Here is a 17461-nt window from a genome sequence, read left to right as displayed (position 1 = left end):
AGGCCCTTCGAAGTGAGATGAACCAGGGTGAGGCGCGAGGGGCGCCGGGCGCCTGGCTGGAGATCGTATGTTGCAGTTCATTCGCGTCGTCGCAGCCTCTGTAGTCATGATGCTCGTCATGGCGATGGTCGGCGGCGTTGCGCATGCCCTGGAACCGGTGGACGTCAACGGCGAGGTCGATGCCATCGATCTGCTGCCCGCCGTCGAAAGCTATTCCAGCCAGGGTGACCGCATCCAGATCCAGACCGCTCCCGGCGCCGACGGCATCGTGCGCCGTATCGAGGTGCGCTCGAAACAGCCGGGCGCCAATCCGCATTGGATCGTGTTCGCCCTCGCCAACACCACGGACGAGCAGATCGACCGCATCGTGGTGGCGCCGCATTTCCGCCTGGTCGGCTCGGGCCTGGTCTGGCCGGATCTCGGCGCCTCGCGCATCGCGGAAATCACGCCCAGCCAGGGTTTCCAGCCCGAACGGCAGGAGGATGACGACGCCGATGTCTTCCGCGTGACGCTCGATCCGGGCTCGCGCGTGACCTTCGTGGCCGAATTGCGCACCTCCAAGCTGCCCCAGCTCTTCCTGTGGGACCCCGACGCCTACAAGGACAAGGTCAACTCGCTCACCCTCTACAAGGGCATCGTGCTCGGCATCGCCGGCCTGCTCGCCCTGTTCCTAACCATCGCCTTCGTGGTGAAGGGCACCGCGATGTTTCCCGCGGCCGCAGCGCTGGCCTGGGCGGTGCTGGCCTATCTGGCCATCGATTTCGGTTTCCTGCACAAATTCCTCGCCATTCCGCCGGATGGAGACAGGGTGTGGCGCGCGGGTGCCGAGGCGGTCTTCTCGGCCACGCTCCTCGTTTTCCTGTTCGCCTATCTCAATCTCAACCGCTGGCATGTGCGCTACTCCGTGGTCTCGGCGCTCTGGCTCACCGCCCTCGCCGCCCTCGTCGGCCTGGCGGTGATCAACGCCCCCGTCGCCGCCGGCGTCGCCCGCATCTCCATCGCCACCCTGGCCGTCGTCGGCCTCCTGATCATCCTGCTGCTGGCCTTCTACGGCTATGACCGGGCCGTGATGCTGATACCCACCTGGACGCTGCTGCTCGGCTGGGTGGCGGCGGCGGGATTGACCATCATGGGCCATCTCACCAACGACCTGGTGCAGCCGGCCCTCACCGGCGGCCTGGTGCTGGTGGTGATGCTGATCGGCTTCACGGTGATGCAGCATGCCTTTGCCGGCAGCGCCTTCGCGCCCGGCCTGATGACCGATACCGAACGCAAGGCCCTCGCCCTCACCGGCTCGGGCGATGTGGTCTGGGACTGGGACGTGCCGGCCGATCGCATCTATGTCAGCCCGGAGGCGGACCAGTTGCTCGGCGTCGCCCCGGGTGCGCTCGACGGGCCTGCCGCCGACTGGCTTGAACTCGTGCATATCTTCGACCGCGACCGCTTCCGCACCGCACTCGACGCGGTGATCGACCAGCGCCGCGGCCGGGTCAGCCTGGATTTCCGCATCCGGGCCGCCGACGGCCACTATATGTGGCTCAACCTCAAGGCCCGGCCCGTGGTCGGTTCCGACGGCGAGGTGGTGCGCTGCGTGGGCACCGTCTCCGATGTCACCGAGCAGAAGACGGCCGAGGAGCGCCTGCTGCACGATGCCGTCAGGGACAATCTGACCGGCCTGCCCAACCGCGAGCTCTTCACCGACCGGCTGGAAGCGGCATTGATCCAGGCCAAGCAGGACGGCACCACCAAGCCGACCGTGCTGATCCTCGACCTCGACCGCTACAAGCAGGTCAACGATGCCGTCGGCCATTCCGTCGGTGATTCGATCCTGCTGACGGTGTCACGCCGTCTTTCGCGCCTCATGAAGCCCCGCGACAGTGTCTGCCGCATCTTCGGCGATCAGTTCGGCGTGCTTCTGCTGTCGGAACCCGATCCGGAGCGGATATCGGCCTTCGCCGAGTCGATTCGCCGCTCGCTGCGCGCGCCCATCGCCGTGGCCGACCGCGAGATCTTCCTCACCGCCTCGATCGGCGTGGCGATGTATGATCCCCAGGCTCCGGTCAAGGCGGACGAACTGATCAAGGACGCCGAGATCGCCATGTACAACGCCAAGAAGATCGGCGGCGATCGCATCGAGATCTTCCGGGCGGCCATGCGGGTCGAGCGGCCGGATCGTTCCTCCCTGGAAGCCGATCTGAGACGGGCGATCGAACGCGACGAGCTCAAGGTCTTGTTCCAGCCGGTGGTGCGCCTGCAGGATCGCACCATTGCCGGCTTCGAGGCGATCGTGCGCTGGGAGCATCCCAAGCTCGGCCGCCTGCCGCCAGGCGAGTTCAACGCCATGGCCGAGGAGACGGGGCTGATCGTCGATGTCGGCCTGTTCGTGCTCGACCGCACCGCCCGCCAGCTCTCGATCTGGCAGCGCCTCGTCGAGGTCGAGCCGCCCTTGTTCGGCATGGTCAACATCTCCAGCCGGCAATTGCTGCGGCAGGACCTCGTGCAGGACATCAAGGCGGTGATGGCCCGGGCGGGCATCGAGCGCGGCTCGCTCAAGCTCGAGGTCTCCGAGAGCCTGGTGATGGAAAATCCCGAATATGCCGCACAGATCCTGGCCCAGCTCAGCGATCTCGGCGTGGGCCTCGCCATGGACGGCTTCGGCACCGGCTATTCCAGCCTGTCCTATCTCCAGCGCTTCCCCTTCGACATGCTCAAGATCGATCCGAGCTTCGTCAAGGAAGGCGACCGCGGCCGGCCGGTGATCCTGCGCTCGATCATCGCGATGGCTGGCGATCTCGGCATGGAGATCATCGCCGATGGCGCCGAGGCCGACAGCGATGCCGAAGAGCTGGGCGAGCTCGGCTGCCAGTTCGCCCAGGGCGAGGCCTTCGGCGATCCCGTAACGGCGGAGGAGGCCCGCAGGCTGATCGCCGGGCCGGTGCGGCTGAGGGCGTAGCCCGGGACCGCCGGCTTTCAGCCGGCTCTTCCCATCCTAAATTCGTAGCGGTTCCAAGAGCCGGCTGAAAGCCGGCGGTCCCAGGGCTTACGCGTGGCCGGCATCCCGCGAGAACAGGCCGGGCTCGATGCCGAGCTTGCGCAGGGCCCGGGTATATTTGGTGTCGACCTGGTCGTCGAACAGCAGCCCCGGATCGGCATCGCAATGCAGCCAGCCATTGGCCTGGATCTCGCGTTCCAGCTGCCCGGCGCCCCAGCCGGCATAACCCAGCGCCAGCAAGGCCTGTTCCGGCCCCTCCCCGATGGCGATGCTGCGCAGAATGTCGAGCGTCGCCGTCAGGCAGATATTGTCCTCGATCGGCATGGTCGAATTGTCGATGAAGACGTCATTGGTATGGAGCACGAATCCCCGGCCGGATTCGACCGGGCCGCCATTGACGATGCGGATCGGCGCGCCTCGCGGTTGACGCATATCCGAAACCCCATCGATGACGCCCAATTGCTTCAGCAGATCGGGAAAGCGGATGTTCTTGGCCGGCTGGTTGACCACGATGCCCATGGCACCATCGGACGAATGCGCACAGATATAGATCACCGTGCGCGCGAAGCGCTCATCCTGCATGGACGGCGTAGCCACGAGCATCTTGCCGTCGAGAAATCCGCCGGATGAATCGCTGCCGAATGGAATATACCCTGTCATGGACATGATGGTGCCGCATCGTATCGGCTTTGTTAAGGCATAAATTTGGCCAACCTTGGCGAAGTGCCCGTGGCAGGCTTCACAAGAGTGTCACGCCTTCGTGCATGGCGCTATTGGCCATTCGCAGTTATCCGTCTGCCGACAATCTCTGTTTGGACCCGCAAGCGACCCGAATGCTCAACCGTCTAACCCTTCTCGTGCTCGCCTGGTTTCTCGCCTGCTGCGCCCTGCCGGCCGAGGCCGGCTCGTCGGATCCAAGCCAGTCGGATCCAAGCCAGTCGGATCCACACGCCGCCATTCAGCTGCTTCCCGGCCAGGCGCATCCCGAGGGACTGGCCGGCCTGGCGATTCAGCTCGCGCCGGGCTGGAAGACCTATTGGCGCAATCCGGGCGATGCCGGCATTCCCCCGACCTTCGATTGGTCCAGGTCGGAGAACCTGCGCGAGGTGACGGTGCTCTGGCCGGCGCCGAGCCGCTACGATCAGGAAGGCGCGTCATCGGCCGTCTATCACGATGAAGTCGTGCTGCCCCTCAGGATCAGCGCGATCGATCCGTCCAAGCCGGTCAAGCTAGCCCTCGGCCTCGACTACGCCGCCTGCAAGACGATCTGCGTGCCGGCCAAGGGCAGTGCCGACGTCATCCTCTCGCCGGGCACACAAAAAGGGGAAGGCAGCGCCGAGATCGAGCAAGCCTTGAAGAAGGTACCGGTATCGCGTGAGATCGGCGCCACTGAAACCCTCGCCATCAAGCAGGTCCGCCTGGATACCGCAACCAATCCGGCCCGCCTGACCATCGATGTCAGCGCCCCCTCCGCCTCGGCCCTGTTCGTGGAGGGGCCGATGAAATGGTACCTGCCGATGCCGGAACCGGCCGACAAGGCGGACAAGGCCAATCCCCAGAGCTTCGTGCTGCCGCTCGAAGGCCTGCCCAAGGGTGCGACCCTCGCCGGAAACGAGCTGCGCTTCACGCTCTCGACTGGCGAGGCCGGCGTCGAAAGCCTATATCGGTTGCCGTAGACTCTCGTCATGGCAGCGATCCGGCCATCCCGACCGCGCAGAGGCGCCCGGGATGACAGGGCAGCCTTCGCCATGGCGTCACCAAAGGAGATAGCAGTGACGATCAAGCCCGGCGACAAACTCCCCAATGTGACCTTCCGTCTGGTGACGCAGGACATGCCCGAGGCCAAGACGACGGCCGACATCTTCGGCGGCAAGAAGGTGGTGCTATTCGCCGTGCCAGGCGCCTTCACCCCCACCTGCCACCGCAACCACCTGCCGGGCTATCTGGAACATTACGATGCCTTCAAGGCCAAGGGCGTCGACACGGTGGCGGTGACCGCCGTCAACGACGCCTTCGTCATGCAGGCCTGGGCCAAGGCCACGGGCGGCCTCGGCAAGATCGAATTCCTCGCCGATGGCAGCGGCGACTTCGCCAAGGCGACCGGCATGGAGCTCGACCGCGTCGCCGCAGGCCTGGGCGTGCGCTCGCAACGCTATGCCATGCTGGTGGAAGATGGCGTGGTGAAGGTGCTCAACCTCGACGACGGCGGCAAGCTCGACATTTCCGGCGCCGAGACGCTGCTTGGGGCGATCTGATTAGGAGGGCTGCTCTCCCAGTTCCATCGGAAGATGGGACTGGGTCAGCCGACCTATGTGGTACTGCTAAAATGTGGGCGCCGTAACGTAGAAATGCAAGGTCAGGAGATCATCCTGGCCGTCCGTGCCGTGAGCGAGAAGCATCTCCAGACCATATTGCCAGGTCTCGATAACGCCTTGGTCGGGCTCGACAATGCAGTGAGACCCAAGATCAAGGTGTCGACTTTTTCACGGTCCATTGCGATCCCGCTGGCGTACCAAAGCTCATCTCAATGGGATATGCGTTATTGCAAAATTCCTGATTTCGACGACATCGTTGGTGTCAGACGCTAAAGTCATCGCTGAGTTTGGTCGATCCGGGGAGATCACGTGTCGGAAGGCTATCTTCAAACACTGCAGCGCGAATTCCAAGCCGGCGAAGGATCTTTTGTGCTGCGGCTGCGCAGCGACTTACAATGGGACAGACAAGCATTCGGAAACCTGGTTTCAGCAATGCAGGCATGCTGCAGGGAGCATGAAAGCACGCAGGTCCTTGACCGATGGATGGCCGAAGGGTTCTGGTACACTCAGTGGTTCGTCCGCAGCTGGGTCGATCATCCGAATTTTCCAAGGACGTACACGCAAGACTATTATCAGAAAGCCTGCACGCGCTTGGATGATCTGGCTCAGTGGTTCTTCTCGGGTATCAACCCATATGAGGGAGAGAGTGGCTTCGATCCCATTGAGTAAGTAGACTGGGGCGTTGCTGGATTTGCAACAGCGTTCGCATCACGACAGCGCCGCCGCCCTGTCCCGCTTCTCCTGCAGATAGGGCGCCATGCCCTCCCGGGCGAGCCGGTCGGCCTCCTCGTTGAGCGGGTGGCCGGCATGGCCTTTCACCCAGTGGAACTCGACCTCATGGCGCTCCAGCGCCGTATCGAGGCGGCGCCAAAGGTCCTCGTTCTTCACCGGCTTCTTGTCGGCGGTGCGCCAGCCATTGCGCTTCCAGCCATGGATCCAGCCGGTGATGCCGTTCTTGAGATATTGGCTGTCTGTGTGCAGGTCGACGGCGCAGCCGCGCTTCAGGGCTTCCAGCCCTTCGATCGCCGCCAGCAGTTCCATGCGGTTGTTGGTGGTCTCCAGGGCGCCGCCGCACAGGGTCTTGCGGTGCTCGCCAAACATCAGGATCGCACCCCAGCCGCCGGGGCCGGGATTGCCGGAGCAGGCGCCATCGGTATAGAGCGTCACCTTCTTTACCGTCATAGGTCGAACCCGTATTCGGCCGGGCCGGCGACGCGCTGGTGGAAGCGCAGCTTCTTCCAATATTCCAACGGGTCCTTCGGCTTCACCAGGGCGCCGGGCGGCACGTTGAGCCAGTCGACCAGGCGCGTCAGCATGAAGCGCAGGGCCGAGCCCCGGGCCAGCACCGGCATGGCCGCCATCTCGGCATCCGACAGCGGCCTGACCGCGCGATAGCCGGCCAGGAGCGCCCTGCCCTTGGTGGCGTTGTAGGCGTGGTCGGGTTCGAAGCACCAGGCATTCAGGCAGATCGCGACGTCATAGGCGAGAATGTCGGTGCAGGCGAAATAGAAGTCGATCAGGCCCGAAAGGCGCCCCTTGAGGAAGAAGACATTGTCGGGGAAGAGATCGGCATGAATGACGCCGGTCGGTAGCCCCTGCGGCCAATGCGCCCGGTGAAAGGCGAGTTCCTCGGCGATGGCGGCATCGAGCCCGGCCTGCACGCTGTCGGCCCGGCCATCCGCCTGGCTGTAGAGCGTTTCCCAGCCGGCGAGAGACAAAGCGTTGGGCCGCTCCATCGGGAAGCCCAGCGTGGCGTTGTGCATGGCCGCGAGGGCGCGGCCGACGGCGCCGCAATGCTCGACATTGGGCTTCTTGATCCAGACGCCTTCCAGGAAGCTGATCAGCGCGGCAGGCCGCCCGGCGAGTTCCCCCAGCACCTTGCCGTTCCGCCGCCGGATCGGGGTCGGGCAGGTCACGCCGCTCGCGGAAAGATGTTCCATCAGCGCCATGAAGAAGGGCAGGTCGTCCCGCCTCACCCGCTTTTCATAGAGGGTGAGGATATAGGCGCCCTTCTCGGTGCGCAGAATGTAATTGGTGTTTTCGACACCCTCGGCGATGCCCTTGCAGGCCAGTACCCCACCGATGTCGTATTCGGCGACGAAACAGGCGAGATCCTCGTCATTGACTTCGGTATAAACGGCCATCGTACCAGCTCATCGGGTCATCCCGGACGCAGGGCAGCATGCAATGCTGCGCCGCAGATCCGGAATCGCTTGCCGAATGGAATGCAGTTTCAGGGCGGTTCCGCGTCTGCGGCGCAGCATTGCATGCTGCATCGCGCGCGGAATGACGGGCGGAGCGGCGTAAACGGCCATCAGCGGCCAACATCTTCTGCGATTTTACGCATGTCGTTCTCCCTCAGATCCCGAGGCAGCGGGAAGAACACGCTTTCGTCGGCCGTCGAGACCGTCTCGACGGTGATGGTATAGCGTTCCGCGAAAGCGTCGAGGATTTCCTCGACCAGGATCTCGGGTGCGGAGGCGCCGGCGGCGACACCCAGGGATTTCAGCGAGCCGAACCGGCTCCAATCGATATCCGAAGCGCGCTGCACCAGTTCCGAGATCAGACAGCCCGAGCGCTCCGCCACTTCGCGCAGGCGCTGCGAATTGGAGGAGTTCGGCGCCCCCACTACGATGAAGGCCTCCACCCGCGGCGCCACGGCCTTGACCGCCTCCTGGCGGTTGGTGGTGGCGTAGCAGATGTCTTCCTTGTGCGGGCCGACGATCGAGGGGAAACGGACCTTCAGCGCCTCCACGATGTCGCGCGTATCGTCGACCGACAACGTGGTCTGGGTCACATAGGCGAGCGCATCCGGATTGGACGGCGTGAAGGCGGCGACATCGGCGACCGTCTCGATCAGGCTGACGGCACCGTCCGGTAGCTGCCCCATCGTGCCTATGACCTCGGGATGGCCGCGATGCCCGACCAGCACGATCTCGCGCCCGCGCTTGTGGTGGATCTCGGCCTCGCGGTGCACCTTGGTCACCAGCGGGCAGGTGGCGTCGATGGCGAAGAGATTGCGGCTCGCGGCCGCTGCCGGCACCGATTTGGCGACGCCATGCGCCGAGAAGATCACCGGCGCACGGGTCTCAGGCACCTCATCGAGCTCCTCGACGAAGATCGCGCCCTTCGATTTGAGGTTCTCGACCACATATTTGTTGTGCACGATCTCATGGCGCACATAGACCGGCGGGCCATAGATCTTCAGGGCCTGCTCGACGGCGTCGATCGCCCTGACCACCCCGGCGCAGAAGCCGCGCGGGGAGCAGAGCAGAATGGTGAGGGCGGGTTTTTCAGCAATCATCTCGGCCCGGATATGGGGCTGCGCCGCAAGGCGCGTCAAGCGCTTTGGCGACATCGCCGTCGCTATCCCCGCCCCGCCGGTTTGGCGGGCAGCCCGAGGCGGTCCGCCATGCGGATGAGATCGGCCAACGTGTTGGCCTGCATCTTGCGCATGACCTGGCCGCGATGGATCTTCACGGTGATCTCGCTCAACTCCAGTTCCCCGGCCGTCTGCTTGTTGAGCAAGCCCTGCACCACCAGCGCCATAACCTCCTGCTGGCGCTGCGACAGGGTCGCATAGCGGCGGCGCAAATCCTCCACCAAGGCCGTCTCGCCCCTCTGTGCTCGGCTCTTGTCCAGGCAAGCGGCCACGGCGTCGAGAAGATCCTGCTCACGGAAGGGCTTGAGCAGGAATTCCATGGCACCGGCCTTGATGGCCCGGACCGACATCGGCACGTCGCCGTGGCCTGTCAGGAACACGATGGGAATGGCATCCCCGGCCCTTGCCAGTTCGGCCTGGAAGTCGAGCCCGCTCTGTCCGGGCATGCGTATGTCGAGCACCAGGCAGGACGCTCCCTCCGAGTGCCGATACTGCATGAACTCGCGGGGTGAGGCGAAGCAGCGGACGCGGTAGCCGACCGATCTCAGCAGGCTGTCCAGCCCATCCCGCACCATGGGATCATCATCCACCACATAGACAGTCGCGATCTCTTCCGACAGGTCTAATCCTTGCATGGGTCTAATCCTTGCGTCTGCGCTCTCGCGCCAGCGGCAGAGTAAAGCGAAAGGTGCTTCCATGCGGCGCGGCGGCCCTGGCTTCTATGCGCCCGCCATGCGCTTCGACGATGGAACGGCTGATGGCCAATCCGATGCCCATACCGTCCTCCTTGGTGGTGAAGAAGGGATCGAAGACATGGTCCATGGCCTGCGCCGACAAGCCACGGCCGGTATCGGTAACGCCGATGCTGATCTCCCCCTCATCGGCGGAGGCATTGACCGTTATCTCCCGATTTCCCTGTTCCGCTTCCAGCGACGCTTCGACGGCATTGGCGATGAGGTTGAGCAGGACCTGCTGCAGTTGAACCCGGTCGCCCATCACCGGCACCACGCCATGCTGCAATTCTGTCCGCAGCGCAATCGCGTTCGCGCGCAGCTTGCCCCGCATCAAGGCCAGTGTCTCGTCGATCACCTCGATCATGTCGACGAGCTCGCGGGATGGAGGGGCACGGCGCACCAGGCGACGCACCCTTTCCACCACTTCGCCCGCCCGCTCGGCGGCTTCCACGATCCGATTGAGGGCATGCCGGGCCTCGGCCTGGTTGGGCGGCGAGGCCGAGAGCCAGCGCAGCGCAGCATTGCTGCTGGCGCCAATGGCCGCCAGGGGCTGGCTGACCTCATGGGCAATGGAGGCCGTGAGTTCACCCAGCATGGTGATGCGCGAGATGCGGGCGAGGTCCGCCTCTGCGCGGCGCACGGCGAGATCGGCAAGCTCGATCCGGATGGCGAGATAGGTAGTCGCGCCGATGGCCACCAGGCTGAGGGAGCTGTTGGCGATACCCGCCTCGGTATCGCCTCTCACCGTCATGAAGAAGCTGAGCACGGTCAGCAGGCTGCAGGCCAATCCGACGATCAGCACGGTCCGCGGCCGTCCCGTCCAGACCGAGATCAGCACCACGACCACATGCAGCACCGCGACGGCGATTTCCAGGTCGGTGACCGTATCGGCCACGAAAATGAGCAAGGCCAGCCCGGCCATGGCGAACCACAGCAGCGGCATGTCGACGGTCGATCCCAGGCGTTCGCGTTTCACCGGCTGCGTTCCCCATGATGGAAGGGCTGTCCCGCGCCACCACCGCCGCCGGCGCTGAACCCACGGCCTCATCCGTCAGGCACGATGGCGGGAATGCCACTGCAGATGTCGGCGCAGCAGCACCGCGCCCACCTTGTTGAGGCCTCCAGCCATGCGAAGCAAGCCTCTCGTCTCCGGCGGCAGCACTTGGTTGCGAAAGAAAAGGCGCCGCGTCGCCAGGCGTTCAGCTCGGGTTCTCCAGCGTGAAAAGATCCGCCGCTTCGTCATAGGCGAAATACTCGGCATAGCGGGCGAGGCTGATCACGGCGCGTACGGTACCGGCGGCATAGTCCTCCGACATGTGATCCTCCAATTCGTCGCGAAAGCGGCGGGCGGATGCCCGATGGCTCGGCCTTTCGTCGAGGATGCGGCGAATATGAGCCGCAAGCGGCACATAGGTCGCCAATTGCTGTGCAAACAGGCGCTTACGCTCGTCCACCTCGCTTTCGGCAAAGCGCTTCCCGGCGGCCGTAAGGCGGATATCACCGCCCTCCAGCTCGGCAAAGCGCAGCAGCTGCAGGGTCTCCGCCACCGGGAAGAGCTCGTCGATCTCCAGATGCAGGCCGGCGGCTAGGGGCGGCAGGTCCGCCTTGCCGTGATAGGGGCCGGCCGCCACCGCTTCGATCAGGCCGGCGAGTTCGTTGGACGAAACCTTGGGCAGCACCATGGCGATGCCGGTGCCGGGGAAAAGCCCCTCCCGCGCCGGAACCGAACCCGGACGGGCGGTCATGCGCGCATAGATGTCCTCCACCAGGGCCCGGAAGGCCGGATCGAGCCGGTTGCGCGGCTGTGGCAGCTCGACACGGACCTCGCCGATCACCCGGCCCGGATTGGAGCCGAAAATCAGGATGCGATCGCACATCAGCACCGCCTCCTCGATATTGTGGGTGACCATCAGGATGGCCTCGATCGGCATTCGGCCCTCGCACCACAGATCGAGCAGATCCGTGCGCAGTGTCTCGGCGGTGAGCACGTCGAGGGCCGAGAAGGGCTCGTCCATCAAGAGCAGCCTGGGATGCACCACCAGCGCCCGGGCGAGGCCGACGCGCTGGCGCATACCGCCCGACAGCTCCTTGGGATAGGCATTCTCATAGCCGTCGAGCCCGATCAGGTCGATCGCAGCCAAAGCCCGCTTGCGGCGCTCGGCCGGCAGACCCCCCTGCGCCTCGAGGCCGAGTTCGACATTCTGCTGCACGGTGAGCCAGGGGAACAAGGCAAAGCTCTGGAAGACCAGCGAAATGCCGCTGCTTGTGCCACTGACCGGCTCGCCACGGAAGGAAACGCTGCCCTCGCTGGGCCGGATCAGGCCGGCGATCGCGCGCAACAGCGTGGACTTGCCGGAGCCGGAACGACCGAGCAGGCCAACGATTTCGCCGGATTGCAGCGTGAGGTCGACCCTGTCGAGCACGACAAGCGGGCTCGATCCGCCCTTGTCATAGGTCTGGCGCACGCCGAGGACCGAAACCAGCGGGGCATTCTTGATGGCGAGGGGAGCATTCATGGTGACGGGAGCATTCATGGCGATATCTCCGGAAATTCAGTCGAGGCGCAGGCGGCGTTCCGCGAACACATAGAGCGGGCGCCACAGCAGGCGGTTGAACGTGGTGACGAAGAGCGACATCACGGCGATGCCGAGCACGACGCGCGGAAAGTCTCCCGCCTCGGTCGCCCTGGCGATGTAGGAGCCGAGGCCGTAGGCCTGGAGCCTGGTGTTTCCCCAATTCACGAATTCGGCGACGATGCTGGCGTTCCAGGAGCCACCGGAGGCCGTGAGAGCGCCGGTCACGTAATAGGGAAAGATTCCCGGCAGGATCACCCGGCGCCACCAGGTCCAGGACCGGATCTGGTAGATCGAGGCCGCTTCCCTGAGGTCCGTGGGAAAAGCGCTCGCGCCGGCGATGACGTTGAACAGGATGTACCACTGCGTCCCCAGCACCATCAGCGGCGACAGCCAGATGTCCGGGCTTGCCCCGGTCGCGACGATGGCGATCACGGCGAAGGGAAACAGCACGTTTGCCGGGAAGGCGGCGAGGAACTGCGCCAGGGGCTGGACCCGCTCGGCCAGAGCCGGGCGCAGGCCGATCAGCACGCCGATGGGAACCCAGATCAGGCTTGTCACCGCGATGAGAACGATGACGCGCAGCAGTGTGACCAGTCCGCCGCCCAGCGCCTCGAGGGCATCGGTCCAGGACAGGGTCTGGCACATATAGGCAATCGCCAGGAAGATCCCCCAGGCCGTGACGGCCAGAACGAGGCCGAGCCACAGGCGGTCGATCCAGGGCGAAGCCGCCCACGCGCGGCGAAAGGATGCCCGTCCCGATCGTCCGGCACCCACCAGCATCAGGCGCTGCCAGCCCCAGACCAGCGGGGCGGCCAGGCGCTTCATCAGCCGGGTGTGGCGGACGAGGTCATAGACCCAGGAGCGCGGCCTTTGCTGGCTGGCCGTCTGTTCGACGCGGAACTTGTCGGCCCAGGCCACCACCGGCCGGAACAGGAGCTGATCGTAGAGCACGATCAGGATGGCCATGGCCGCCACGGCCCATGCCACCGCCACGAAATTCTTCTGGTCAATGGCGAGCGCCAGGAAGGAGCCGATACCGGGAAGCTGCACGGTGGTGTCGCCCACCGTGATCGCTTCGGAGGCGACCACGAAGAACCAGCCGCCGGACATCGACATCATGGTGTTCCAGATCAGCCCCGGCGCCGCGAACGGCGCCTCGAGGCGCCAGAAGCGCTGCCAGCCGGACAGCCTGAAGCCACGGCTCACCTCGTCTAGGTCGCCGGGCACCGTGCGCAGGGACTGGTAGAAGGAGAAGGCCATGTTCCAGGCCTGGCTGGTGAAGATCGCGAAGATCGAGGCGCATTCCGCTCCGAGCTGGCTGCCGGGAAACAAGCCCATGAAGAAGGTGACCGTGAAGGTCAGGAAGCCGAGCACCGGAACCGACTGCAGGATGTCAAGCGCCGGGATGATGATCAGCTCCGCCCGCCGGCTCTTGGCCGCCAGCGTGGCCACCGTGAAGGTGAAGACCAGCGAGGCGATGATGGCGGCGAACATGCGCAATGTGGTGCGCAGCGCATAGTCCGGCAGACGGGCCGGATCGAGCGAAACCGGAGAAACGGAGAGGGCGTCCAGCGGTGTTTCCATCGCAGAGGCGCCATGCAGCACCAGGGCGATGAGCGCGATCACTAGCCCGCAGGCAATCACATCATAGAGATTGGGCAGGAGGCGCCCGCGGGCGAAAGCCGCGACGGAGCGCTGACCGGACCGGTCATGGGGCAGAAAAACCATGGCGAACCTCGTGGGAAGGCAAGGTCGGGGAAGGCGGAATGTCGGAAGGAAGGCAGGCTCTTGCGGCGCCCGCACAGGGAGACGCTCAGCGCCAGTCGGCGGCCGTTCCGGCGCATTTCGAACAAAGGAGCTGGGAGGCATCCGCCCTGCCCTGGCAACCGGACAGGTCCCAGCGGCATTCGAGACGCCCCGTGTCCGGATACAGGAGGCAGGAAGGCCGGAGAGCGGCGCGGATCGCGCCGGGCGCAACCTTCTGCCGCCTGCCCCGGACGACAGGGATGACGGCGCCGCGAACAGCCGGCGTGGCGGCCGCGACTCGGTCACCGAGCGGAATGACGTTGTTCATGTTTCACCTCGTCGGGCCGCCCTTGGCCACACCCGCGAGGCAAGCCGACGCGGACTAGAGCCGGCCGGTCATCGCCCGGCGCGCGAGACCGCCGGCGTTCCAGATCGATGGCGCACCCCTCCGGCGACGGCTGGGAGCCGAAGCCGGACGGCTACTGCGATCGTTGTCCATGTGCTTCCACAGCTGATTTTTCGGGTGTTATCCAAGGTGCCGAGCACCGCAGATACGGAGCCCTTCTGTCACTGCCCCAAAGCGGCGTCAACCGTGCTTTGGTGTGTGCAAACAATACCTTGGTATGGGTTGCGCCTTGCTAGGCTCCGGCTCGGCCCAAGGCCTTCGGCGGCATCACCCCTGCCCGCGCTTCTCGAAATCTTCGACCTTGGCCGCGCCGGTCATGATGGCCACCACATCGGCCATCGAATGGGTCTTGGGGCTCACCACCGCGGCCCGGCGCCCCAGGCGCATGATGTGGATGCGGTCGGCCAGTTCGAACACGTTGGGCATGTTGTGGCTGATCAGCACGACCGGCAGGCCGCGATCGCGGATGGCGCGGATCAGTTCCAGCACCTGGCCGGTCTCGCGCACGCCGAGGGCCGCCGTTGGCTCGTCCATGATCGCCAGCTTCTTGGCGAACAGGGCTGCGCGGGCCACTGCCACGCCCTGGCGCTGGCCGCCCGAAAGGGCCTCCACGGCATTGTGGATCGACGGCAGCCGGAACTTGAGTTCCGCCATCGCCTTGCGGGCTTCCTCGCGCATGCGCGTCTTGTCGAGGCGGCGGAACACGGTGCCGAGCACGCCTTGCATGCGCAATTCGCGCCCGAGGAAGAGGTTCGAGGAGATGTCGAGGGCCGGCGCCACCGCCAGATCCTGGTAGACGGTTTCGATGCCGCGATGGCGGGCATCGAGCGGCCCCTTGAAATGCACCGGCTGGCCGTCCAGCAGGATCTCGCCGCTGTCGGGCTTGAGGGCGCCGGTCAGCGCCTTGATCAGGGAGCTCTTGCCGGCGCCGTTGTCGCCGACGACGGCGAGGATCTCGCCCTTGCGCAGCTCGAAATCCACCCCGTCCAGCGCCGTGACGTGACCGTAGCGCTTGACGATATTGCGAGCCTCGAGGACGACCTCGGCAGAAGCGGATGCCGTCATCAGCGCCTCCCACGCGAAAGCTGGTCGAAGGCCACCGCCACGATCACCAGGATGCCCGTGATCAGGTCCTGCCAGAGCGGATCAATGCCGGCCAGCGTCAGCCCGTTGCGCAGCACGCCCACGATGAGGGCGCCAATCAGCGTGCCGACGAGACCGCCCCGGCCACCGAACAGCGAGGTGCCGCCGATCACGACGGCGGTGATGGAGTCGAGATTGGCCGTCTGCAGCGAATTGGGATCGGCATTGGGAATACGGCCGAGCGCCAGCCAGGCAGCGATGCCATAGAGCAGGCCGGCCAAAACATAGACCGAAAGCAGGTGCCGCCTGACGGGAATGCCGACCAGCCGCGCCGCCTCGGGATTGTTGCCGATGGCATAGACGTGGCGGCCCCATTTGGTCTGGTTCAGGAGATACCAGACCAGGGCATAGAGCAGCAGCATTGCGAGGACGCCATAGGTCACCACGAAGCCGCCGATGAGTTCGCCATTGCCGGTCCAACTCAGGAATTCGTCGTCGACCGGGAAGGCGCCGCCGGCCGAGATCAGGCGAAGCGCGGCCGTGATGATGCCGAGCGTGCCGAGCGTGACGATGAAGGGCGGCAGCTTCAGGCCGCTGATCAGACCGCCGGCGACGGTGCCTGACAGGGTGCAGAGCAGAATCGCCACCCCCATGGACAGGACGGGATCATAGCCGAGCGTCGCCATTTTGCCTGCGACGATGGTGCCGAGCACGCAGATCGCGCCGACGGCGAGGTCGATGCCTGCCGTCAGGATGATCAGAGTCTGGCCGATCGCCAGCGTGCCGACCACCACGGTCTGCTGCAGGATCAGCGAGATGTTCTGCAGAGCGAGGAAGCGCTCGTTGATGCTGGCGAAAATGACGCAGAACAGCGCCAATACCAGGAAGGGTCCAGCCGAAGGCACCGCGAAGATGCGCGCCAGGAGGCTGCGCTTCTCTTCGGGCGCGGGAACCGTGGTCGTGCTCATGCGATCCTCGACGAAACGGTCTTGCAGAGAGAAACGCGACTAACCTTCTCCCCTTGCGGGAGAAGGTTTGCCGCGCCCAACTCCGTTGATCTTCAGCCTATTCGCCGCCCCAGCAGTTTTTCAGGCCCCAGGCGGTGTCCTTGGAGTCGAGGCCGGGCATCGGCTTGTCGGTGATCAATTCCGAACCGGTGTTGATGAAGCCGCTCGGCTTCTTGCCGGTCTTGGCGTATTCGGCGACGGCATCGACGCCGGCCACTGCCATCTTGTAGGGGAACTGCATCACGGTGGCGGCGACCTTGCCGGACTTGACGTCCTTCACGCCCTGGCAGGAGCCGTCGATCGAGGTCAGCATCACGCTCTTGGCCTTGCCGAAGGATTTCAGCGCCGCATAGCCGCCGGCCGCGGCCGGCTCGTTGATGGTATAAACGACATTGATGTCGCCATTCTTCGACAGGAGATTCTCCATGCCGGTCTGGCCCTTGTCCTGGGCGCCATTGGTGATGGCGGAGCCGGCGATGACCGGGTCGCCCTCCTTGATGCCGAAGCCCTGCAGATAGCCATTGTGGCGGAAGGTATCGACGGTGCCGCCCGGCGTGCCGTCGAGCATGGCGAGCACCGGCTTCTTGTCGCCCATCGCCTTCTTGGCATAGGTGCCCTGCTTGACGCCGGCCTCGAAATTGTCGGTGGCGTAAGTGGCGTCGACAGCATCGGCCGGATCGGTCGCCGTGTCCAGGGCGATCACCAGAATGCCGGCATCGCGCGCCTTCTTGATGATGCCGAGCATGCCCGTGGAGTTGTTCGGCGTCACCAGGATGCCCTTGGCGCCGGCGGAGATCAGGTCCTCGATAGCCGCAACCTGGCCTTCATTGTCGCCGTCGAACTTGCCGAAGCGGGCGATCAGCTTGAGGCCCTTTTTCTTGGCCTCGGCCTCGGCGGCCTGGCGCAGCTTGACGAAATAGGGGTTGACCTCGGTCTTGGTGACCAGGCCGACGATCACCTCGCCAGCCGCCTCGGCCCTGTTGACCGTGGCGAGGGACGAAAACACGGCAAAGCCGAGAGCGGCCGTGGTGGCAAGGGCGGTGGATGCGAAGATGCGGCTCAGGCGGAGCGCTGACATGAAATCCTCCCAGATTTATGAATGGAGCTTGGCGCTCTCTTCTCGACGACGGCTTTTCCGTCATCGGCAGCGGATTAATGCATCATCGCTGAATGAATGCAAATTTATTTTGCCTGTTTTCAGGCATAACGATCCGCCACCG

At 64.9% G+C, this 17461-nt stretch carries 16 protein-coding genes; 4 read left to right on the top strand and 12 right to left on the bottom strand.

The genetic code is table 11. From position 1 onward, the window contains the following. Nucleotides 1-106: 106 nt before the first annotated feature. Complete coding sequence (locus tag J8I29_RS11755) at nucleotides 107-2953, top strand: EAL domain-containing protein (protein WP_105862608.1); 2847 nt, start codon at nucleotides 107-109, stop codon at nucleotides 2951-2953. An 87-nt stretch (nucleotides 2954-3040) separates the two neighbouring features. Here the strand turns inward: J8I29_RS11755 and J8I29_RS11750 are convergent, their stop codons facing one another. Beyond that, complete coding sequence (locus J8I29_RS11750; protein ID WP_068291605.1) at nucleotides 3041-3658, bottom strand: YqgE/AlgH family protein; 618 nt, start codon at nucleotides 3656-3658, stop codon at nucleotides 3041-3043. A gap of 167 nt (nucleotides 3659-3825) precedes the next feature. On the opposite strand from J8I29_RS11750, the gene J8I29_RS11745 reads away from it, so the two are divergent. From J8I29_RS11745 to J8I29_RS11735, 3 genes are all read left to right on the top strand, one after another. Beyond that, on the top strand, nucleotides 3826-4668 hold the full coding sequence (locus tag J8I29_RS11745) for a protein-disulfide reductase DsbD domain-containing protein (protein ID WP_209431778.1): 843 nt from the start codon (nucleotides 3826-3828) through the stop codon (nucleotides 4666-4668). Nucleotides 4669-4764: 96 nt separating this feature from the next. Then, nucleotides 4765-5247 carry a peroxiredoxin gene (locus tag J8I29_RS11740; protein WP_209431777.1) on the top strand — a complete coding sequence of 161 codons (483 nt, stop codon included), beginning with the start codon at nucleotides 4765-4767 and terminating at the stop codon, nucleotides 5245-5247. A gap of 369 nt (nucleotides 5248-5616) precedes the next feature. Beyond that, on the top strand, nucleotides 5617-5976 hold the full coding sequence (locus tag J8I29_RS11735) for a hypothetical protein (RefSeq protein ID WP_209431776.1): 360 nt from the start codon (nucleotides 5617-5619) through the stop codon (nucleotides 5974-5976). Between the two features lie 39 nt (nucleotides 5977-6015). On the opposite strand, the gene rnhA is transcribed toward J8I29_RS11735, so the two are convergent. The 11 genes from rnhA to J8I29_RS11680 all read right to left on the bottom strand — a co-directional run bounded on the left by rnhA (nucleotide 6016) and on the right by J8I29_RS11680 (nucleotide 17319). Continuing rightward, a complete protein-coding gene (rnhA, locus tag J8I29_RS11730; protein ID WP_209431775.1) occupies nucleotides 6016-6489 on the bottom strand; it encodes a ribonuclease HI in 474 nt (157 codons plus the stop codon). Continuing rightward, entirely contained in the window at nucleotides 6486-7451 is a 966-nt protein-coding gene (locus tag J8I29_RS11725) for a homoserine kinase (RefSeq protein WP_105862486.1), read from the bottom strand. Before J8I29_RS11725 ends, rnhA begins: the two co-directional genes overlap by 4 nt. A 170-nt stretch (nucleotides 7452-7621) precedes the next feature. After that, a complete protein-coding gene (ispH, locus tag J8I29_RS11720) occupies nucleotides 7622-8611 on the bottom strand; it encodes a 4-hydroxy-3-methylbut-2-enyl diphosphate reductase (RefSeq protein WP_209431945.1) in 990 nt (329 codons plus the stop codon). A 62-nt stretch (nucleotides 8612-8673) separates the two neighbouring features. Then, nucleotides 8674-9324, bottom strand: a complete 651-nt coding sequence (locus tag J8I29_RS11715; protein ID WP_209431774.1) for a response regulator — start codon at nucleotides 9322-9324, stop codon at nucleotides 8674-8676. A 4-nt stretch (nucleotides 9325-9328) separates the two neighbouring features. After that, a complete protein-coding gene (locus J8I29_RS11710; protein WP_209431773.1) occupies nucleotides 9329-10399 on the bottom strand; it encodes an ATP-binding protein in 1071 nt (356 codons plus the stop codon). 223 nt (nucleotides 10400-10622) lie between these two features. After that, nucleotides 10623-11957, bottom strand: a complete 1335-nt coding sequence (locus tag J8I29_RS11705; RefSeq protein ID WP_209431772.1) for a nitrate/sulfonate/bicarbonate ABC transporter ATP-binding protein — start codon at nucleotides 11955-11957, stop codon at nucleotides 10623-10625. Nucleotides 11958-11975: 18 nt separating this feature from the next. Next, nucleotides 11976-13727: an ABC transporter permease subunit gene (locus tag J8I29_RS11700; protein WP_209431771.1), complete on the bottom strand. Its 1752-nt coding sequence runs from the start codon at nucleotides 13725-13727 to the stop codon at nucleotides 11976-11978. Between the two features lie 85 nt (nucleotides 13728-13812). Beyond that, a complete protein-coding gene (locus tag J8I29_RS11695; protein WP_209431770.1) occupies nucleotides 13813-14073 on the bottom strand; it encodes a hypothetical protein in 261 nt (86 codons plus the stop codon). 345 nt (nucleotides 14074-14418) lie between these two features. After that, nucleotides 14419-15216: an ATP-binding cassette domain-containing protein gene (locus J8I29_RS11690; RefSeq protein WP_209431769.1), complete on the bottom strand. Its 798-nt coding sequence runs from the start codon at nucleotides 15214-15216 to the stop codon at nucleotides 14419-14421. Then, on the bottom strand, nucleotides 15216-16202 hold the full coding sequence (locus J8I29_RS11685) for an ABC transporter permease (RefSeq protein WP_209431768.1): 987 nt from the start codon (nucleotides 16200-16202) through the stop codon (nucleotides 15216-15218). The genes J8I29_RS11690 and J8I29_RS11685 overlap by 1 nt, the downstream gene beginning before the upstream one ends. A gap of 97 nt (nucleotides 16203-16299) precedes the next feature. Beyond that, nucleotides 16300-17319 (bottom strand): substrate-binding domain-containing protein, encoded by a 1020-nt coding sequence (locus J8I29_RS11680; protein ID WP_209431767.1) that lies wholly within the window; start codon nucleotides 17317-17319, stop codon nucleotides 16300-16302. Nucleotides 17320-17461: the final 142 nt, after the last annotated feature.

The organism is Labrys sp. LIt4 (assembly GCF_017813775.1).
GTDB lineage: Bacteria > Pseudomonadota > Alphaproteobacteria > Rhizobiales > Labraceae > Labrys > Labrys okinawensis_A.
Note: the sequence above shows the minus strand (reverse complement) of the source record. Positions and strands in the feature narration are given on the sequence as shown.